This is a genomic window from Streptomyces sp. NPDC058295 (assembly GCF_042880655.1).
Taxonomy (GTDB): Bacteria; Actinomycetota; Actinomycetes; order Streptomycetales; family Streptomycetaceae; genus Streptomyces; species Streptomyces coriariae.
This window is the reverse complement of record NZ_JBHVYO010000005.1, coordinates 98,849-115,452: the sequence shown is the minus strand read 5'-3', so window position 1 is coordinate 115,452 and position 16,604 is coordinate 98,849. Positions and strand designations below refer to the sequence as shown.

The window sequence follows — 16,604 nt, the reverse complement described above, 5'->3', positions numbered from 1 at the left end:
CTAGTTGGAAGCGAGGAGCTTCAGTTCGGGGTGCGCGGTACCGCCGGCGATCGCGGTCGACGAGATGTGGGACATGACCCGCTCGTCCACCGGGTCGTTCGCCGGGTCGTCGTGCACCAGGAGGTGCTCGTAGGTCGTCGCGCGTTGGGCCGGGACACGGCCCGCCTTCCGGATCAGGTCGATGATCTCGAGGCGGTTGGAGCGGTGCTTGGCGCCGGCCGAGGAGACGACGTTCTCCTCCAGCATGATCGAGCCGAGGTCGTCGGCGCCATAGTGCAGGGAGAGTTGGCCGACCTCCTTGCCCGTCGTCAGCCACGAGCCCTGGATGTGCCGGATGTTGTCGAAGAACAGCCGGGCGATCGCGATCATCCGCAGGTACTCGAAGAGGGTCGTCTGGGTGCGGCCCTTCAGGTGGTTGTTCTCGGGCTGGTACGTGTACGGGATGAAGGCCCGGAAGCCGCCCGTCCGGTCCTGCACGTCACGGATCATCCGCAGGTGCTCGATGCGCTCGGCGTTGGTCTCGCCGGTGCCCATCAGCATGGTGGACGTCGACTCGACGCCCAGCCCGTGCGCGGTCTCCATGATCTCCAGCCAGCGCTCGCCGGACTCCTTGAGCGGAGCGATGGCCTTGCGCGGACGGGCGGGGAGCAGCTCGGCGCCGGCGCCGGCGAAGGAGTCGAGGCCGGCGGCGTGGATACGGGTGATGGCCTCCTCGACCGACACCTTCGAGATCCGCGCCATGTGCTCGACCTCGGACGCTCCCAGCGAGTGGATCACCAGCTGCGGGAACGCCTCCTTGATGGCCGCGAAGTGCTTCTCGTAGTACTCCACCCCGTAGTCCGGGTGGTGCCCGCCCTGGAACATGATCTGCGTGCCGCCGAGCTCGACGGTCTCGGCGCACCGCCGCAGGATGTCGTCGAGGTCGCGCGTCCAGCCCTTGGCGGTGTCCTTGGGGGCCGCGTAGAAGGCACAGAACTTGCACGCCGTCACGCAGACGTTCGTGTAGTTGATGTTCCGCTCGATGATGTACGTGGCGATGTGCTCGGTACCCGCGTACATCCGGCGGCGTACGGCGTCGGCGGCGGCGCCGAGCGCGTGCAGGGGGGCGTCACGGTAGAGGTCGAGAGCCTCTTCCGGGGTGATCCGCCCGCCGTCCGCGGCACGGTCGAGCACAGACTGGAGGTCGGCCTTCTCGGGCACCGGAGCGTCCCTTTCGTCAAGGGTTGTGGGCGGACCGAACCAGCCTACGCCAGCGCTCCCGGCACCCGGACGTCAGGCCGCGTACCCACCGATCACCAGCCCCACGAAAGTCCCGACGAGCATGAACGGCCCGAAGGCGATCATCGTCTTGCGGCCGGCCCGTCCCACGAGGGCGAGCGCACCGCCGTACAGCGCTCCGAGCAGGAACGCGGCGAACGTGCCCAGCATGACCGTCGCCCAGCCGTACCAGCCGAGGACGGCGCCCATCGACAGCGCCAGCTTCACGTCGCCGTACGCCATGCCGCCGGGGTTGACGAGATGCAGCGCGAGATATCCGGCGCCGAGGGCGAGCGCGCCCAGCAGGGCCGTCGTCCAGTCACCGGCGTGCTCGGGCAGCAGCGCGGCCGGGCCCAGCAGGACGAGGGCGGCGGCCGCGAGCGGCAGAGTGAGCGGATCGGGCAGCCGCCGCACCCGCAGGTCGACGGCGGCCAGCAGCACCCCGACCGGCGCGAGCAGCAGCCAGACGCCGAGTTCGGGCCGGAGACCGGTCGCTGCGGCGAGCGCGGCACACACGACGGCGGTGAGCAGGGGAAGACGGACGGTCCCGGGCGCGTAGGTGGCGGCAGAGGCAGCGGGAGCGGAGGAGGCGGAGGGCTCGGAGGAGGAGGCGGGGGCCGAGGAGGAAGCGGGGGCGGAGGAGGAGGCGGGATTCCCATCCGCCGTGAACTCCGGCTCCGGCACCAACTCCGGCGCCCTCTCCGGCTCTGGCTCCGGCACCGACTCCCTCTCCGGCTCCGCCGACTCCGGCTCCGGCTCCGGCTCCGGCAGCCGCTCGGCGCACTGCTCGCACCTGGCCCGCCCGAGCCACCCCCGGATCGGGTGGCCGCCGGGGCAGGTCGCCCGCCAGCCGCCGTCCCGTTCCTCCCACGGTACGGAGAACCGGTGGACGGCCCGTGGCAGCAGCGCACCCGCGACGGCGCCCCAGAGGGCGGCGACGGTCATCAGCGCCAGGTCGCTGGGAGGTGTGGTCATCGGCAGAGATCCTAGGGACCCTGAGGCGGCCTCATGAAGAGCGCGCGGCTCGGCTCTTGCCCTTGCCCTTCTTGCGCAGTCTCCTCAGCCGGGCCCGCTCCTCCGCGCGGCGCGCCGCGGTCACCGTGCCGCGTCGGCGGTACCAGAGCCCGCCGAGCAGGGCGGCCGTGGCCGCGTAGGAGAGGAACGCGCTGCCCGTGCCCGGGATGTACGCGCACATCGTGGCGCCCGAGCGGCAGTTGCGGCCGGGCAGGGCGCCGAGGACGTACATCAGCGCGCCGAAGGCCACCGTCCAGCAGACCGCTCCCCCCGTCGCGAGCCCGAGCCGCGCCGGGCCCGTACGGCCTCGGTCCCGGTCCCGGTTCCGTTCCGGGGAGGAGAACCATGTGCCACCGACCCAGCCGGCCACCGACAGCAGCCCGAGCACCGCGCCGGCCGTCCATCCGCCGCCGGGCAGATCCACCAGCGCCGGTGCCGTGAGGCGCACGAACCATCTCCACAGGCCCATGACGAACAGCAGGACGGCGAGGAGGCCCGCGAGAAAGAGGACGCCGGCGGCGACGCCCCAGCCGGCCCGGGATCGGAACCGGCCCCGGAACCAGGTCACTGGGCGAGCGAACCGGGTCACTGGGCGAGCGAACCGGGTCACTGGGCGACCTTCGACATGCGGGCCACCGGGTTGCCCTCCGCCGCGCTGTCCGAGGCGTACGTCAGGTCGTCGCCGGTCGGGGTGAGCCGGATCGTGTGGGGCGTGGGATTGCAGCCGCTGTGGTTGCTCTTCGACCCGACCGAGGTGGCGACGACCTCCTTCGCTGTCACCTGTTTCAGCGTCAGGACGTCGAGACAGCTGCCGCCGAGCACATCGGTCTGCCGCAGCTCCCCCAACTTGTCGCCCACGTCCGCCTGTTGGACCGTCACCCGGAAGGTGCCCATCGGCAGCGTGCCGCCGAGGCCGCTGCCCTCGCCCTCCCAGGTGCCGACATAGCGGGCCGGGAGCGCGGTGGGCGCCTGCGAGGCGGCCGGACCGGAACTCGTACCGCCCGGCGGTGTCGAGGAACCGAGCGTGGGTGCCGAGGAACCGGCCGGCGGCGCCGAGGAGTAGGCGTCGCTGCCGGAGGCGTCGTTGTGGTCGTCGTCGCCGGGCAGCAGGTCGAACAGGAACACCGACCCGACAGTGACCGCCGCCATCGCCCCCGCGAACGCCAGTGCGACGGTGCAGCTCAGCCGCCGCCCGCGCCCGCCCTCCCCGGGAGTCGCGGTGGCGGCGACGGTGACGGAGACCTTGCCCGGCCGGTCCGCGCCGGTGGCCGCCGGCGCGACGTCCCTCGGCTCGGGAACGAGACGCGGCTGGTCGGCAGGCGTGACGGCACCCCCGCCCATCACCGGCGGCGGCCCGAACTCGCCCAACGACAACGCAGGCGACACCGTCGGCTTCCCCGAGGTCACCGCCGGGCTGCTGAACCCCACCGGTCCGGACGCGACCGGTTCCACCCCGGCCCCCGTCCCCTCCAGGTTCAGCAGCTGTACGGCGCTGCGCCCCAGTTGCTCCACCAGCGCACCCGGCAGCCATCCGCCCGCCACCAGCCGGGCCGCGCCCTCGGGGGCGAGCCGCCGGGCCACCTCGGCGGGGGCCGGCCGGGCGGTCGGGTCCTTGGACAGACAGGCCTCGACCACCGCCCGGAGTTCGCCCCGCAGCCCGCTGTCCGGCTCGCCCAGCTCGGGCTGTTCGTGGACGACCTTGTAGAGGAGGGCGGCCGACGAGTCCCCGGGGAACGGGGGCCGTCCGGTCGCCGCGTACGCCAGTACCGCGCCGAGGGAGAAGACGTCGGCCGCGCCGGACGCCACCTTGCCGAGGATCTGCTCGGGGGCCATGTAGCCGGGCGAGCCGACCGAGACTCCGGTCGAGGTGAGCGACGCCGTGCCGTCGGTGGCCCGGGCGATGCCGAAGTCGATGAGCAACGGGCCGTCCACCGTCAGCAGGACGTTGGACGGCTTCACGTCCCGGTGCACCAGGCCCAGTTCGTGCACGGCTCCCAGCGCCTCCGCGAGGCCGGCGCCCAGCACCCGTACGGAGTGCTCGGGCAGCGGACCGCCGCCGGAGGCGACCGCCGCGGCCAGGGACGGGCCGGCCGCGAAGCCCGTGGCGACCCAGGGCACCGGCGCCTCCGGGTCGGCGTCCAGGACCGGCGCGGTCCACGCGCCGCCGACCCGCCGCGCGGCATCGACCTCGCGCCGGAAGCGGGCGCGGAACTCCTCGTCGAGCGCGAGGTGCGGGTGCACGATCTTGACGGCTACCGTGCGGCCGCCGGCGCTGCGGCCCAGATAGACGCGGCCCATCCCGCCGGCGCCGAGGCGGCCGAGCAGCCGGTAGGGACCCACGGTCGTGGGTTCGTCGGCTCCGAGCTGCTGCATGGGACGTCCACCTCTCCCCCGAAAGGCGCCCCCGCGGGGCCCCGTAGGACTCGGCAGCAGCGTAGTGCCGCGGCTACGGCCGGAGCAGCTCGACCTTCACGTCCGCCGGGAAGCCCGTGGTCGGGCCGACCCGGCGGGCGAACTCGGTCACGGCCTCCAGCTGGGGCGCGCCGAAGCGGAAGTCGAGGGTGGTGAAGTACTGCTCGAGCACCCGCTCGTCGAACTCCTCCCAGCGGGCCGCCTGCTCGGCGACCTTGCCGACCTCGTCGAGGGAGAGGTTGCGGGACTCGATGAAGGCCTCGTGGACCTGACGGGTGATGACCGGCTCGCGCTCCAGGTACTCCCGGCGGGCCGCCCACACCGCGAAGACGAACGGCAGGCCGGTCCACTCCTTCCAGAGCGCCCCGAGGTCGTGCACCTCCAGGCCGAACTTCGGTCCGTCCAGCAGGTTGGCCCGCAGCGCCGCGTCCCCGATGAGTACGGCCGCCTCGGCGTCCTGCATCATCAGGCTGAGGTCGGGCGGGCAGGTGTAGTAGTCCGGCCGGACGCCGAAACGGTCCGCCAGCAGCAGCTGGGCGAGGCGCACGGAGGTGCGGGAGGTCGAGCCGAGCGCGACCCTGGCACCGTCCAGCTCGTCCAGCGGGACCTGGGAGACGATCACGCAGGACATCACCGGGCCGTCGCAGCCGACGGCGATGTCGGGGAAGGCGACCAGGTCGTCGGCGTTCTTGAGGAACTCGACGAGGGTGATGGGCCCGATGTCGAGGTCGCCCGACACCAGTCGCTCGCTGAGCTTCTCCGGGGTGTCCTTCGTCAGCTCGAAGTCGAGGAGGGTGCCGGTTCTCGCGAGCCCCCAGTAGAGGGGCAGGCAGTTGAGGAACTGGATGTGGCCGACGCGCGGCCGGGTGCGAGAATTGTCCACATCGCGAGGCTAGACCCCATCGGATAGCGTGGGCACTCCACCCCCTCGGTCAACCTCTTCCGGGGATCTTCAAACATCCGGGTGACGTGATCTTGACCTCTATTGCTTTCGGCTGCCTGCATGCTAGGCTCGCCGCAAGTTGCAGTTTGGTTTCCCTTGCAGTACAGAGCCTGCGGAGCATGTAACCGCGGGCTCTCGTCGTTTTCAGACGTATGCAGTTGTGCGGCACTTGCTTTCACGCTTGCAGGGTTCTGGAGCAGGGCAACCCTTTGGGCCCAAGGAGGGCTTATGGCTACCGGAACCGTGAAGTGGTTCAACGCCGAAAAGGGCTTTGGCTTCATCGCCCAAGAAGGCGGCGGCCCCGACGTCTTCGTCCACTACTCCGCGATCAACGCGCAGGGTTTCCGCTCGCTCGAGGAGAACCAGCAGGTCTCCTTCGACGTGACGCAGGGCCCGAAGGGTCCCCAGGCGGAGAACGTCACCCCCGTCTGATTTTCAGAACCCTGAGATCGCAAGTCTGAGAGCAGTACCCAAGGAGCCCTGTGCCGGTCGGCACGGGGCTCCTGCCTTTGCCCGCCGGCCGTCACCCGGCGGCCCCCCGCAGCACCTCCTCCCGTCGGCCCCTCCGGCCGGCTCACACGTGCTGCATCACCAGGACGAACGTCGTGCCCGGCGCCAGCGCCTCGTACGAGTGCGGCACATCCCCGCGGTAGGTCATGTAGTCCCCCGGTTCCAGTTCCACCGTCTCCCCGTCCGGCCCCGCCTTCACCCGCCCCGTGCTCACCACCAGATGCTCGACCGTGCCCGGAATGTGCGGCTCCGAGGTCCGCGCCGCGCCGGGCTCGGCCCGCAGGTGGTAGATGTCCCGCCGCGCGCCCGGCGGGCTGGCCGACAGCAGAGTGGCCACGTAGGGCGCCTGCTCCGAGGCGACCGTGGGCCCCTCCCCCGCCCGGATCACCCGGACCGCCGACGCCGGCGGCTCGACGAGCGCGGCGAACGGCACGCCCAGAGCCACGCCCAGAGCCCAGATCGTCTCCATGCTCGGATTGCCGCTCGCCGCCTCCAGCTGCGACAGCGTGGACTTCGCGATACCGGCCCGTTTGGCCAGCTCGGAGAGGGAGAGCCCGGCACGGGTGCGTTCGCGGCGCAGGGAGGCGGCGATCCAGTCGAGGGGGAGGCGGGGCGGGGGCGCGGCTTCGGGCATGTCGTTCGCTCCATCGGTACGGGCGTTCGCCTTGACGAACAGTGGCCGGTCTGTTCATTGTAGAAAACATGCGTTCGCCACAACGAACATCAGCTCCTTCGACACCGGCTCCGGCTCCGGCTCCGGCTCCGGCTCCGGCTACGCCGCCGGGGAGAACGACACGGCCCCTGGTCCGCGACAGTTCGCTCGTCTGGCTGGCCGGTGGCGTGGTGGGGGTGTCCTTCGGCGCGATCGCCGTGGCGGGCGGGCTGCCGGTCTGGGTGCCGGTGGTGATGTCCGTGGTGGTGTACGCCGGCTCCGCCCAGTTCAGCGCGGTCGGTGTGCTGCTCGCCGGGGGCGGTCCGCTCGCCGCCGCCGCGACCGGGCTCCTCCTCAACACCCGCAACGCCGCGTTCAGCCTCGCGGTCGCCGACCTCCTCGGCCCCGGCCGAGCGACCCGGCTCCTCGGCGCGCACCTGGTGACTGACGAAACGGTCGCCTTCGCGCTCGCCCAGCCGGATCCCGCCCGCCGCCGCGCCGCGTTCTGGATCTCCGGGATCGGCCTGTTCGCCGCGTGGAACACGGGCGTGCTGGCCGGTGCCTTCGCCGGAAGCGCCCTGGGCGACACGGCGGACTACGGCCTGGACGCGGCGTTCCCCGCCGTCCTCGTCGCCCTGGTCCTGCCCGCCCTCCGTGAGAACGCCCGCCTGCGGCGGCCGGCGGCACTCGGCGTCGTCCTGGCCCTGGCGGCCACGCCCTTCGTACCGGCCGGGGTGCCCGTGCTGCTGGCACTGGCCGGGCTGGGGCTGTACGGGTACGGCCGTAAGGCGGCCGCCTGATGAACGCGACGGTCGCCCTGATCCTGATGCTGGCGGTGGGCACCTACGCCCTCCGGCTGGTGGGCCCCGCGCTGCACGGACGGGTGGAGCTCCCCGCCCGGGTCCAGGAGCTGCTGTCCGCCGGGGCGGTGGTCCTGCTGGTCGCGCTGCTGGCGACGGGCGCGCTGACCGAGGGCGGCGGCTTCGCCGGGTGGGCACGGCCGGCCGGGGTGCTGGCCGGCGGAGCCCTGGCGACGGGGGTTCCCCCACTCGGGCGCGGCCGGAAGTGGGGAAAGGGGGCACCCTTCGCGGTGGTGGTGCTGGGGGCGGCGACGGTGACGGGAGTGCTGCGTGCGATGGGTGTGGCGTAGAACCGCCCCCACCGTCAGTGCCGGCCCCTAGGCTCCCCGCCCATGACCGCCACCCCGGACGCCAACTCCACCCCGCCGGACGCCACCCCCGCCACCCCGCCGGACGCCGGCTTCACCCCGCCGGACACCACCTCCACCACCCCGCCGGGCGTCGGCTCCATCTCGCCGGACCCCACCACCCCGGACCCCGCCGCCGCCACTCCCCGCTTCGTCGCCGCCACCCGGGCCTTCTACGACGTCATCGCCGAGGACTACGCCGAGCGCTTCCGTGACGAGCTGGCGGCGAAGCCGCTGGAGCGGGCCTTGCTCGGCGCGTATGCCGAGTTGGTCGGCGACGGTGGCCGGGTGGCCGATCTGGGGTGTGGTCCCGGCCGGGTGACGGGGTTTCTCGCCGCGCTCGGGCTCGACATCTGCGGGCTCGACCTGTCGGAGTCGATGCTGGCGGTCGCGCGGCGCGAGAACCCGACGATCCGGTTCGAGCGGGGCTCGATGCTGGAGCTGGACTTCGCCGACGGGAGTCTCGCGGGGGTCGTCTCCTTCTACTCCTCCATCCACACCCCTGTGGAGAACCTTCCGGCCCTTTTCACCGAGTTCCACCGCGTGCTCGCCCCCGGCGGTCATCTCCTCCTCGCCTTCCAGGTCGGCGACGAACCGCGTCACTTCGACCGGCCGTGGGGCCACCCGGTCGCCCTCGACTTCGAAAGGCGCCGCCCGGAGCGGATGGCCGCGCTGCTGACGGCGGCCGGATTCGCGGTGCTGTGGCGCACGGTGCGGGAGCCGGTCCTCGGCGAGTCGACCTCGCACGCCTTCCTGATCGCCCGCAGGCCGAGCGCGCCGGACTCCTGAGCTTTGGGCATGGGGTGACGAAAGACGGGTACCGGAGTGGTCAGCGAGGTTTGGGAAACTGTTGGGTATGGACATCGATCGCAGGAACAACGTCACAGTCACCGGTAACCCGCAGGGGCCGACGGTGGTCCTGGCGCACGGATTCGGCTGTGATCAGAACATGTGGCGCCTCACCGTGCCCGCCCTGGCCGAGAAGTACCGGGTGGTGATGTTCGACTACGTGGGGTCGGGCCGCTCGGATCTGTCCGCGTTCTCGGAGGCCCGCTACTCCTCCCTCGACGGTTACGCGCGGGACGTGGTGGAGGTGTGCGAGGCGCTCGATCTGCGCGACGCGGTGTTCGTGGGGCACTCGGTCAGCGCGATGATCGGCGTGCTGGCCGCCGACCTGGCTCCGAAGCGCATCGGGGCGCTGGTGATGGTCGCGCCGTCGCCGCGTTACATCGACGACGAGGACTACCGGGGCGGGTTCAGCGCGCCGGACATCGACGAACTGCTGACGTCACTGGAGTCGAACTACCTGGGCTGGTCGGCGGCGATGGCCCCGGTGATCATGGGGAACCCGGAGCGGCCCGAGCTCGGCGACGAGCTGAAGAACAGCTTCTGCGCCACCGACCCGGACATGGCGCGGGTCTTCGCCCGGACCACGTTCCTGTCGGACTCGCGAGACGACCTGAAGAGCGTGCGGGTGCCGACGCTGGTGCTGGAGTGCACCCACGACGCCATCGCGCCCCGGGAGGTCGGCGCCTTCGTCCACCGGTCGATCCCCGGCTCGACGCTGATCACTCTCGACGCCGTCGGACACTGCCCGCACCTGTCCGCGCCCGAGGCCACCAACGAGGCGATCACCGGCTTCCTGGCCGGGCTGCGGTGATGTGCCGGACCGGCCGGCAACCGGACCCGGCCGATACCGACCCCGACACCGATGCCGACCCCGGCCCCGATGGCAATGCACATGCCGACGACGGGCAGACCTCGGACGCGGCGTTCGCCGCACTGCTGGAGGACAGCGCCGAAGACCTGTACGAGAGCGCGCCGTGCGGATACCTGTCCATGCTGATGGACGGCACCATCGCGAAGATCAACACCACGCTGCTGGACTGGCTCGGCCTCGATCGGCAGGCGGTGGTGGGCCGGATGCGGTTCACCGACCTGCTGACCGTCGGCGGCAAGCTGTACCACGAGACCCATTTCGCGCCGCTGCTGCGCATGCAGGGCAAGATCGGCGGCATCGCGCTCGAGATGAAGCAGGCCGACGGCGCCCGGATGCCGGTGCTGGTCTCCTCCGTGGTCAAGTACGGCGGTGGCGGCGATCCGCTGCTGATCCGCACCACCGTCTTCGACGCCCGGGACCGCCGCGCCTACGAGGAGGAACTCCTGCGCGGCCGGAAGGCGGCCGAAGAGGCGCGCCGGCAGGCGGAGGCCGACCGCGCCAGGTTGCAGGAGGCCCTCGCGGTGCTCCAGCAGTCGCTGCTGCCCGCCGCCCTGCCGCCGGTGCCCGGGATGGAGACGGCCGCCCACTACTACACAGCCTCCCCCGACCGGCTCGGCGGCGACTTCTACGACGTCTTCGCGGTCGACGGCAAACGCTTCGCGTTCTTCCTCGGCGACGTGTGCGGCAAGGGCCCCCAGGCCGCCGCCGTCACCTCGCTGACCCGCTACACCCTGCGGGCCGCGGCTCTGCACGACTCCGACCCGGTCGCGGCCCTGTCGACCCTCAACAAGGTGTTGCACGAGCGGTACTCCGCCGACGGTGATCCGCGCTACTGCACCGCCGTCTTCGGGGTTCTCGAACCCGACCCCGCGACCGGGCAGGTCGTGGTCCGTATCGCCTCGGGCGGCCATCCGCCGGTCCTGGTCCTGCGTGCCGACGGCACGGCCGACTTCCTGCCCACGCCGGGCGGTCTTCTCGTCGGCGTCCTGCCCGACGCGCGCTTCGTCGCCGCCACCACGGTCCTCGCCCCCGGCGACACCCTTCTGCTCTACACCGACGGACTCACCGAGGCCCGTACCGGCGAGGACCGGGACACCCTGTACGGGGACGAGTCCCTGCGCGCCTTCGCCGCCGAGCACGCCGGCCGGCCCCCGCAGGCCGTCGTCCAGGCCCTGACCGAACTGCTGGACGAGTTCGGCGACGGCCTCGACGACGACACCGCCCTGCTCGCGCTCGGCGTCCCCGCCCCCGATGCCGACTCCGATCCCGACTCCGCCCCCGACCCCGACCCGGCGACGAAGAGCACCCGATGAGCCCGCTGAAGATCACCACCCGAGACACGGCGACCGGTCCCGTCCTGGCGATCCTCGGCGACCTCGACTACGCCCACGCCGACGAACTGCGTGACCTGCTCACCACGCTGACCCTCCAGCCGGGCCAGCGCCTCGTCCTGGACCTGGCAGCCATGGACTTCTGCGACTCCAGCGGCATCACCGCGCTGATCGCGGCCCACCACCACGCCCAAGCCGCGCACGCGGACATCGCGCTGGCCGCCGTTCCCGCCAACACCCTGCGCGTCCTGCGCATCGTCGGTCTGGACCAGATCTTCCCCCTCCACCCCGACAGCGAGAGCGCCGCCCGGAACTCACGGCAGAGTCACTGAACGACCACCGCACTGTTGAACACGTTCAAAAAACCTGACAAGGTCTGGGCATGAGATGGCGTCCAGGACGTGTGGCCCTCGCGTCGGCCGTGACGTCGGCGGCCGCGCTGAGCGCGTGCACCGCCGGCCTGGCCGGGCCCGCCCAGTACTACGGCGGCACCGGTCTGCACGACGCCACGGTGGCCGAGGCGTCGGGGACCTGGCGAAGCCTCGAGCAGACACAACTGACGCTGCGGCCCGACGGAACGGCCACGCTCCGCCTGCTCGACGGCCAGGACTTCGACTTCGACGACGCCTGGCGCGTGACCGGCGCGGGGACGTGGAAACTCACCGACGACCCCGACGGCCAGGAGATCCGCCTCTCCCTGACGAGCCGGACGGCGGCCGGGACACGCGTCACCACCCCCGCGCCCACCGCGTCGCCCGTCGCGCCCTCGACGTACACCTGGCGGTTCTACGTCGACCGCGACGCGCACGAGAAGCTGGTGCTGTTCTTCTTCTACGGCGATCCCGACGCCGGCCACACCTACCTGATGACACGCGCCGCCACTCGATGAGCCGTTCGGCCCGTTCGGGCCGGGACCCGGGCCTCCTTGCAGGGCCCCGGCACAATGGGGCCATGATCGAGGTACCGCAGGCCTTCGTGAGCACCACCGTCCAGCGGGAGGGAGAGCGCGGGGCGGGCTGGGTCAAGGGACTCCCCGCGCTGGTGGCCGAGTTGCTCGACCGCTGGGACTGCGCGCCCGACGGTGACATCGTGCACGGCGGCGTCGGGATCGTCGTCCCCGTGCTGCGACGGCCCGACCGGACCCCCGCCGTCATCAAGGTGTCCTTCCCGCACCCGGGCAACGTCCACGAGCCCGACGCCTTCGCCGCCTGGAGCGGAGCGGGCGCCGTACGGCTGTACGAGCGGGACGACGCGCGCTTCGCGATGCTGCTGGAGCGGGTACGGACGTCGTCGCTCGCCGAGGTCGAGGACACCGAGGAGGTCGCCGTCGTCGCCGGGCACATCAGCCGCCGCCTCGCCGTCCCCGCGCCGGAGAACCTGCCCCGGCTGAGCGACATGGCCGACGGGTGGAAGCGGCAACTGCTGCTCGACCAGGCGGAGTTCGCCCAGGCCCTGTCCGCCCGTACCGTCGACGCGGCCCTGGACACCGTACGAGAACTCGGGCGCAGCCAGCCCGAGCTGCTCGTCCACGGTGACCTGCACGCCCGTAACATCCTGCGCGCCGAACGGGAGCCGTGGCTCGCCGTCGATCCCAAGGGGTGGGCCGGGGATCCCGCGTACGACGGCGGCACCCTGCTCAAGCCGCTGATCTTCGGGCATGTCGTGCGGCACGGCCGGGGAAGCGACTCGGACCTGCGCCGGGTCGCCCACCGCATCCTCGACCACTTCGCGGAGGCCGCCGGACTGGACCGCGAACGCACCCGCCGCTGGGCGCAGTTCCACCTCGTCCAGACCGCCTTCCACGGGCGGCACCACGGGTTCCCGGTCGCCCGCGAGGGGCCGCGCCTCGACCTCGTCACCGAGTTCGTGGACCGGCTCGCGGAGACCCTCACCCCGTATCGGCACCCTTCACATCCCTAGAGTCCCCCGGCGAGGTCGAGGGCCGCGATGTAGCCGAAGGTCATCGCGGGCCCGATCGTCGAACCCGCGCCGGCGTAGCTGTGCCCCATGACCGCGGCGCTCGCGTTCCCGGCGGCGTACAGGCCGGGGATCGTCGATCCGTCGGCGCGCAGCACGCGGGCCCGGGTGTCCGTGCGCAGGCCGCCCTTGGTGCCGAGGTCGCCGGGGACGATCCGGAAGGCGTAGTACGGCGGCAGCCACAGGGGCGCGAGGCAGGAGTTGGGGAGGACCGAGGGGTCCGTGTAGTAGTGGTCGTAGGCGCTGTCGCCGCGCTGGAAGTCGGTGTCCTTGCCCCTGAGGGCGAGGGAGTTGAAGCGGTCGACGGTGGAGCGGAGCGCGGCGGCCGGGACGCCGATCGAGGCGGCGAGGGCGTCGAGGGTCCAGGCCTTGCGCGCGGCTCCCGAGGTGTACCAGTCGTCGGGGAGCACGAAGGTCGGGGCGACGTCCTTGAAGAGGTACCGGTTGCGGTAGTTCTGGTCGACGACCAGCCATGCCGGGATGTCGGGGGCGGTGGGGTCGAGGTCGTACATGGTGTGCACGACGTCGCTGTAGGGGCCGGCCTCGTTGACGAAGCGGGCTCCGGCCTGGTTCACCAACAGACCGCCGGGAAGGGTGCGTTCGGCGAGACAGAAGTAGGGCTCGCCGGGGAGCGGGATCGCGGGTCCCCACCAGGCGTCGTCCATCAGCGCCAGCGCCCCGCCCGCGCGTTGACCGGCGCGTATCCCGTCTCCCGTGTTCTCCTTCGCCCCGACCGTCCACGCGGTCCCGATCGGCTGCCGCTGGTACTGCGCCCGCATCGCCGCGTTGTGCTCGAACCCGCCCGAGCCGACGACGACACCCCGCCGGGCCCGCACGAGTCCCGGCACTCCGTCGCGCGTGACGACGGCCCCCTTCACCACTCCCCCCTCGACGTACAGGTCGGTGAGCGGGGTGTTCAGCCACACCGGCACCTGGGCGGCGAGCAGGCCGGCCCGCAGACCTGCGGCCAGCGACTGTCCCATGGTGAGCGGCTTCTGCCCGAGCAGCGCCGCCTTCGTCCCGCGCGCCAGACACTCAGTGGCGACGGCCGCCCCCTTGACGCTCACGGCGGCCAGCGCGAGCCATTTGTAGTCCGCGCTGAACACGACCATGCCCGCCGGTACCGCCATGTACGGCGGGTTGAGGCGGGCGAGTTCGGCGCCGAGGAGGTTGCCGTCCAATTGGCCGGGCTCGACGGAGCGGCCGCCGGGCAGCCCGCCCGGCAGACCCGGGTAGTAGTCGCTGTACCCCTCCATCCAGCGGAAGCGCAGCGGGCTGTTGGCCATGACGAAGGAGAGCATCGCGGGTCCGTGCGCGAGGAAGGCGGCCTGGCGGTCGGCGGGGACGTCCGCCCCGACCACGGCCGATAGATAGGCGGCCGCCTTCGCGGGCGTGTCCGGGACCCCCGCGGACAGGATGACGGAGTTGTTGGGGATCCAGATCCCGGCACCCGACCGGGCGGCGGACCCGCCGAACGTCGGCGCCTTCTCCACCACGACACAGCTGAGCCCGCGCTTCGCGGCCGTCAGCGCGGCGGTCATCCCGGCGGCGCCGGAGCCGATGACGACGACGTCGTAGGTACCGAGGACGGGAAGGTCGGCGGCGGCCGCCTCCCGCCCGACGGCGGCCAGCGCCAGGCCGGCACCGGCGGATGCGGAGGCGCCGAGCACGGCTCTCCGGGAGGGAAGGCCGACATGTCTCGCAGGGTCCGCGCTCGTGGTGGTCATGGCCACTCCAGCCAGCTGGGAACGATGGGAACGAATGGATGGATTCGGGTGCGGAGCCCGGAATGTCGCGCAGGGTTCTTGTGAAGTCAAGGGCCGTGCGGTGGCCGAAACTTCTCCCTCTGGCTCACCTCCGGCTCATCGCGGGTTCACCTCCGGCCGCGGAGCGGCAGCTCGGCCCAGACCGTCTTGCCGACGTCCCGCTCCGCGACACCCCACGTGCGGGCCAGCACCCAGACGAGGATCAGCCCCCGGCCGCCCTCCTCCTCCGGATCCGTGACGATCCGCAGTCGCCGGTCCGCGCGGGCGTCGCTCACCTCGACACGCAGCGTGTCCTCCGGGAGCAGTCGGAGCCGCAGCTCGAAGTCCCGGCCCGGGACCCGTCCGTGCGTGACGGCGTTGGCCGCGAGCTCCGCGACCACCTGCTGCGCGGTGTGGTTGGCGTCGCTGCCGTGCGGATGCCCCCAGGCGGTGAGCTGGTGACCCGTGAGGCGACGGGCCAGCCGGGCGCCGCGCGGCGTCGCGCTGAGGCGCAGGGTCAGTTCACCGAGCGAGGCGTCACCGGCGTCGGTCCCGGTGGCGATCCGGGTGGAGATCTGGGTGGAGATTTCGGAGTTCACCTGACTGAGCGTGGTCGGTTGTCCCTACCCTGACCAGGAGCGGCTCGGCGACTGTGAGTAGTTGTACGGCTGCGGTGGGGCAGGCGTACGGGTCGTCGGCCGTGACCACGGAGGCGGGAGGGTGGTGGCGTACGTGACGGAGGACCGCAGGCCGGAGACACCGGCGGAGGCCGACGGGACGACAGGGCTGTTCACGGCCCTGGGCAAGATGCTGAAGCTGTTGCGGGAGCGCAAGGGGCTCACGCAGAAGGAGTTCGGTGAGCTGGTCGGGTACGGGCCGGACGCGATCTCCGCGATGGAGCGGGGCGTGCGGACGATCCGGCCGGAGGTGCTGGAGAAGGCGGATGAACTGCTGGACGCCGGGGGCCTGTTCAAGGAGGCGATCCCCGAGGTCCGGGAGGCGATGAGTCGGGTGCGGACGCGGCATCCGGAGTGGTACCGGAGTTACGCGGCACTGGAGGCGGAGGCCGTTGAGCTGCACTTCTATGCCAACCAGGGGGTGCCTGGCTTGTTGCAGACCGGGGACTACGCGTGGGCGATGTTCTCCCGCAGACGGCCGCTGCTCGACGAGGAGACGATCGAAAAGCGCGTGGCCGACCGGCTATCACGCCAACAGGTCCTGGATCGCTGGCCTTCGCCAACCGTCAGCTACGTACTCGAAGAGGTTGTGTTGGATCGGCCCATCGGCGGGCGGGTCGTCCGGGAGGAACAGCTGAAGCAGTTGCTGCGCCTAGGAGACCGGCGGAATGTGGAGATCCAGGTGATGCCGACCAGGATCGAGAACCACCCCAACATGGGCGGCGCATTCAACTTGTTGACACCCAAGAAGCACCCGCAGGTGGCATACACGGAAGTGCAGGGATATCCCCGCTTGATCACCGACCTCCAAGAGGTACGGACGATCGCGGACCGCTATGGAATCATGCGGGCAATTGCTCTCTCGCCCGAGGATTCGCGGGCGTTGATCGAGATGAAGCTGGAGGAGCTATGAACAGCGAGAACCTCACCTGGTTCAAGTCCAGCTACAGCGACGGCGAGGGCGGCGAATGCGTCGAAGTCGCTTACGTCTGGCGCAAGTCGACGTACAGCAGTGGCGAAGGCGGCGAGTGTCTCGAAGTCGCCGTCTGCCCTCGGACCATCCACGTCCGTGACTCCAAGAACCCCGACGGTCCCCACCTCTCCCTCGCCACCGGCGCCTGGGCCGAGTTCCTCGCCCACGCCGTGAAGCCGTGAAGTA

Annotated in this window: 19 protein-coding genes; 11 read left to right on the top strand and 8 right to left on the bottom strand. The window is 71.7% G+C overall.

Annotated elements, in window-relative coordinates; translation table 11 throughout:
- The 5 genes from mqnC to ACFVYS_RS07260 all read right to left on the bottom strand — a co-directional run bounded on the left by mqnC (position 1) and on the right by ACFVYS_RS07260 (position 5,566).
- Positions 1 to 1,200 carry a cyclic dehypoxanthinyl futalosine synthase gene (gene mqnC, locus ACFVYS_RS07280; RefSeq protein WP_389499689.1) on the bottom strand — a complete coding sequence of 400 codons (1,200 nt, stop codon included), beginning with the start codon at positions 1,198 to 1,200 and terminating at the stop codon, positions 1 to 3.
- A gap of 72 nt (positions 1,201 to 1,272) precedes the next feature.
- The gene (locus tag ACFVYS_RS07275) at positions 1,273 to 2,232 is read right to left on the bottom strand and encodes a prepilin peptidase (RefSeq protein WP_389499687.1); all 960 of its coding nucleotides are present in this window, start codon (positions 2,230 to 2,232) and stop codon (positions 1,273 to 1,275) included.
- Positions 2,233 to 2,263: 31 nt separating this feature from the next.
- Positions 2,264 to 2,839, bottom strand: coding sequence for a hypothetical protein (locus tag ACFVYS_RS07270; RefSeq protein WP_389499685.1), 576 nt, complete (start codon positions 2,837 to 2,839; stop codon positions 2,264 to 2,266).
- Positions 2,840 to 2,877: 38 nt separating this feature from the next.
- Positions 2,878 to 4,644 (bottom strand): serine/threonine-protein kinase, encoded by a 1,767-nt coding sequence (locus ACFVYS_RS07265; protein WP_389499683.1) that lies wholly within the window; start codon positions 4,642 to 4,644, stop codon positions 2,878 to 2,880.
- A 73-nt stretch (positions 4,645 to 4,717) separates the two neighbouring features.
- Entirely contained in the window at positions 4,718 to 5,566 is an 849-nt protein-coding gene (locus ACFVYS_RS07260) for a menaquinone biosynthetic enzyme MqnA/MqnD family protein (RefSeq protein WP_389499681.1), read from the bottom strand.
- Positions 5,567 to 5,854: 288 nt separating this feature from the next.
- Here ACFVYS_RS07260 and ACFVYS_RS07255 point away from each other — a divergent pair, with 288 nt between their 5' ends.
- A complete protein-coding gene (locus ACFVYS_RS07255; RefSeq protein WP_003974443.1) occupies positions 5,855 to 6,058 on the top strand; it encodes a cold-shock protein in 204 nt (67 codons plus the stop codon).
- A 142-nt stretch (positions 6,059 to 6,200) separates the two neighbouring features.
- Here the strand turns inward: ACFVYS_RS07255 and ACFVYS_RS07250 are convergent, their stop codons facing one another.
- Entirely contained in the window at positions 6,201 to 6,770 is a 570-nt protein-coding gene (locus ACFVYS_RS07250) for a helix-turn-helix domain-containing protein (RefSeq protein ID WP_389499680.1), read from the bottom strand.
- Positions 6,771 to 6,838: 68 nt separating this feature from the next.
- On the opposite strand from ACFVYS_RS07250, the gene ACFVYS_RS07245 reads away from it, so the two are divergent.
- From ACFVYS_RS07245 to ACFVYS_RS07210, 8 genes are all read left to right on the top strand, one after another.
- Positions 6,839 to 7,588 carry an AzlC family ABC transporter permease gene (locus tag ACFVYS_RS07245; protein ID WP_389499678.1) on the top strand — a complete coding sequence of 250 codons (750 nt, stop codon included), beginning with the start codon at positions 6,839 to 6,841 and terminating at the stop codon, positions 7,586 to 7,588.
- The gene (locus tag ACFVYS_RS07240; protein ID WP_389499677.1) at positions 7,588 to 7,938 is read left to right on the top strand and encodes an AzlD domain-containing protein; all 351 of its coding nucleotides are present in this window, start codon (positions 7,588 to 7,590) and stop codon (positions 7,936 to 7,938) included. The genes ACFVYS_RS07245 and ACFVYS_RS07240 overlap by 1 nt, the downstream gene beginning before the upstream one ends.
- Positions 7,939 to 7,980: 42 nt before the next feature.
- Positions 7,981 to 8,784, top strand: coding sequence for a class I SAM-dependent DNA methyltransferase (locus tag ACFVYS_RS07235; RefSeq protein WP_389499675.1), 804 nt, complete (start codon positions 7,981 to 7,983; stop codon positions 8,782 to 8,784).
- 67 nt (positions 8,785 to 8,851) lie between these two features.
- The gene (locus ACFVYS_RS07230) at positions 8,852 to 9,655 is read left to right on the top strand and encodes an alpha/beta fold hydrolase (RefSeq protein WP_389499673.1); all 804 of its coding nucleotides are present in this window, start codon (positions 8,852 to 8,854) and stop codon (positions 9,653 to 9,655) included.
- Positions 9,655 to 11,028: a PP2C family protein-serine/threonine phosphatase gene (locus tag ACFVYS_RS07225; protein ID WP_389499671.1), complete on the top strand. Its 1,374-nt coding sequence runs from the start codon at positions 9,655 to 9,657 to the stop codon at positions 11,026 to 11,028. Before ACFVYS_RS07230 ends, ACFVYS_RS07225 begins: the two co-directional genes overlap by 1 nt.
- On the top strand, positions 11,025 to 11,378 hold the full coding sequence (locus ACFVYS_RS07220; protein WP_389499669.1) for an STAS domain-containing protein: 354 nt from the start codon (positions 11,025 to 11,027) through the stop codon (positions 11,376 to 11,378). The genes ACFVYS_RS07225 and ACFVYS_RS07220 overlap by 4 nt, the downstream gene beginning before the upstream one ends.
- Before the next feature lie 50 nt (positions 11,379 to 11,428).
- Positions 11,429 to 11,935 carry a hypothetical protein gene (locus ACFVYS_RS07215; RefSeq protein WP_389499667.1) on the top strand — a complete coding sequence of 169 codons (507 nt, stop codon included), beginning with the start codon at positions 11,429 to 11,431 and terminating at the stop codon, positions 11,933 to 11,935.
- Positions 11,936 to 11,997: 62 nt separating this feature from the next.
- Positions 11,998 to 12,966 (top strand): aminoglycoside phosphotransferase family protein, encoded by a 969-nt coding sequence (locus ACFVYS_RS07210; protein WP_389499665.1) that lies wholly within the window; start codon positions 11,998 to 12,000, stop codon positions 12,964 to 12,966.
- On the opposite strand, the gene kstD is transcribed toward ACFVYS_RS07210, so the two are convergent.
- Both kstD and ACFVYS_RS07200 read right to left on the bottom strand, forming a co-directional pair.
- Positions 12,963 to 14,750 carry a 3-oxosteroid 1-dehydrogenase gene (gene kstD / locus ACFVYS_RS07205; RefSeq protein WP_389499663.1) on the bottom strand — a complete coding sequence of 596 codons (1,788 nt, stop codon included), beginning with the start codon at positions 14,748 to 14,750 and terminating at the stop codon, positions 12,963 to 12,965. The genes ACFVYS_RS07210 and kstD overlap by 4 nt on opposite strands.
- A 146-nt stretch (positions 14,751 to 14,896) precedes the next feature.
- On the bottom strand, positions 14,897 to 15,343 hold the full coding sequence (locus ACFVYS_RS07200) for an ATP-binding protein (protein WP_389499919.1): 447 nt from the start codon (positions 15,341 to 15,343) through the stop codon (positions 14,897 to 14,899).
- A 145-nt stretch (positions 15,344 to 15,488) separates the two neighbouring features.
- Between ACFVYS_RS07200 and ACFVYS_RS07195 the strand changes: the two genes are divergently transcribed.
- Both ACFVYS_RS07195 and ACFVYS_RS07190 read left to right on the top strand, forming a co-directional pair.
- The gene (locus ACFVYS_RS07195) at positions 15,489 to 16,358 is read left to right on the top strand and encodes a helix-turn-helix domain-containing protein (protein WP_389499662.1); all 870 of its coding nucleotides are present in this window, start codon (positions 15,489 to 15,491) and stop codon (positions 16,356 to 16,358) included.
- Positions 16,355 to 16,600: a DUF397 domain-containing protein gene (locus ACFVYS_RS07190; protein ID WP_389499660.1), complete on the top strand. Its 246-nt coding sequence runs from the start codon at positions 16,355 to 16,357 to the stop codon at positions 16,598 to 16,600. The genes ACFVYS_RS07195 and ACFVYS_RS07190 overlap by 4 nt, the downstream gene beginning before the upstream one ends.
- Positions 16,601 to 16,604 lie beyond the last annotated feature (4 nt).

Coding starts and splice junctions, on each gene's coding strand:
- ACFVYS_RS07275 (WP_389499687.1), bottom strand. CDS start 2,232: ATGACCACACCTCCCAGCGACCTGGCGCTGATGACCGTCGCCGCCCTC.
- ACFVYS_RS07265 (WP_389499683.1), bottom strand. CDS start 4,644: ATGCAGCAGCTCGGAGCCGACGAACCCACGACCGTGGGTCCCTACCGG.
- ACFVYS_RS07255 (WP_003974443.1), top strand. CDS start 5,855: ATGGCTACCGGAACCGTGAAGTGGTTCAACGCCGAAAAGGGCTTTGGC.
- ACFVYS_RS07250 (WP_389499680.1), bottom strand. CDS start 6,770: ATGCCCGAAGCCGCGCCCCCGCCCCGCCTCCCCCTCGACTGGATCGCC.
- ACFVYS_RS07245 (WP_389499678.1), top strand. CDS start 6,839: ATGCGTTCGCCACAACGAACATCAGCTCCTTCGACACCGGCTCCGGCT.
- ACFVYS_RS07240 (WP_389499677.1), top strand. CDS start 7,588: ATGAACGCGACGGTCGCCCTGATCCTGATGCTGGCGGTGGGCACCTAC.
- ACFVYS_RS07235 (WP_389499675.1), top strand. CDS start 7,981: ATGACCGCCACCCCGGACGCCAACTCCACCCCGCCGGACGCCACCCCC.
- ACFVYS_RS07230 (WP_389499673.1), top strand. CDS start 8,852: ATGGACATCGATCGCAGGAACAACGTCACAGTCACCGGTAACCCGCAG.
- ACFVYS_RS07225 (WP_389499671.1), top strand. CDS start 9,655: ATGTGCCGGACCGGCCGGCAACCGGACCCGGCCGATACCGACCCCGAC.
- ACFVYS_RS07220 (WP_389499669.1), top strand. CDS start 11,025: ATGAGCCCGCTGAAGATCACCACCCGAGACACGGCGACCGGTCCCGTC.
- ACFVYS_RS07215 (WP_389499667.1), top strand. CDS start 11,429: ATGAGATGGCGTCCAGGACGTGTGGCCCTCGCGTCGGCCGTGACGTCG.
- ACFVYS_RS07210 (WP_389499665.1), top strand. CDS start 11,998: ATGATCGAGGTACCGCAGGCCTTCGTGAGCACCACCGTCCAGCGGGAG.
- kstD (WP_389499663.1), bottom strand. CDS start 14,750: ATGACCACCACGAGCGCGGACCCTGCGAGACATGTCGGCCTTCCCTCC.
- ACFVYS_RS07190 (WP_389499660.1), top strand. CDS start 16,355: ATGAACAGCGAGAACCTCACCTGGTTCAAGTCCAGCTACAGCGACGGC.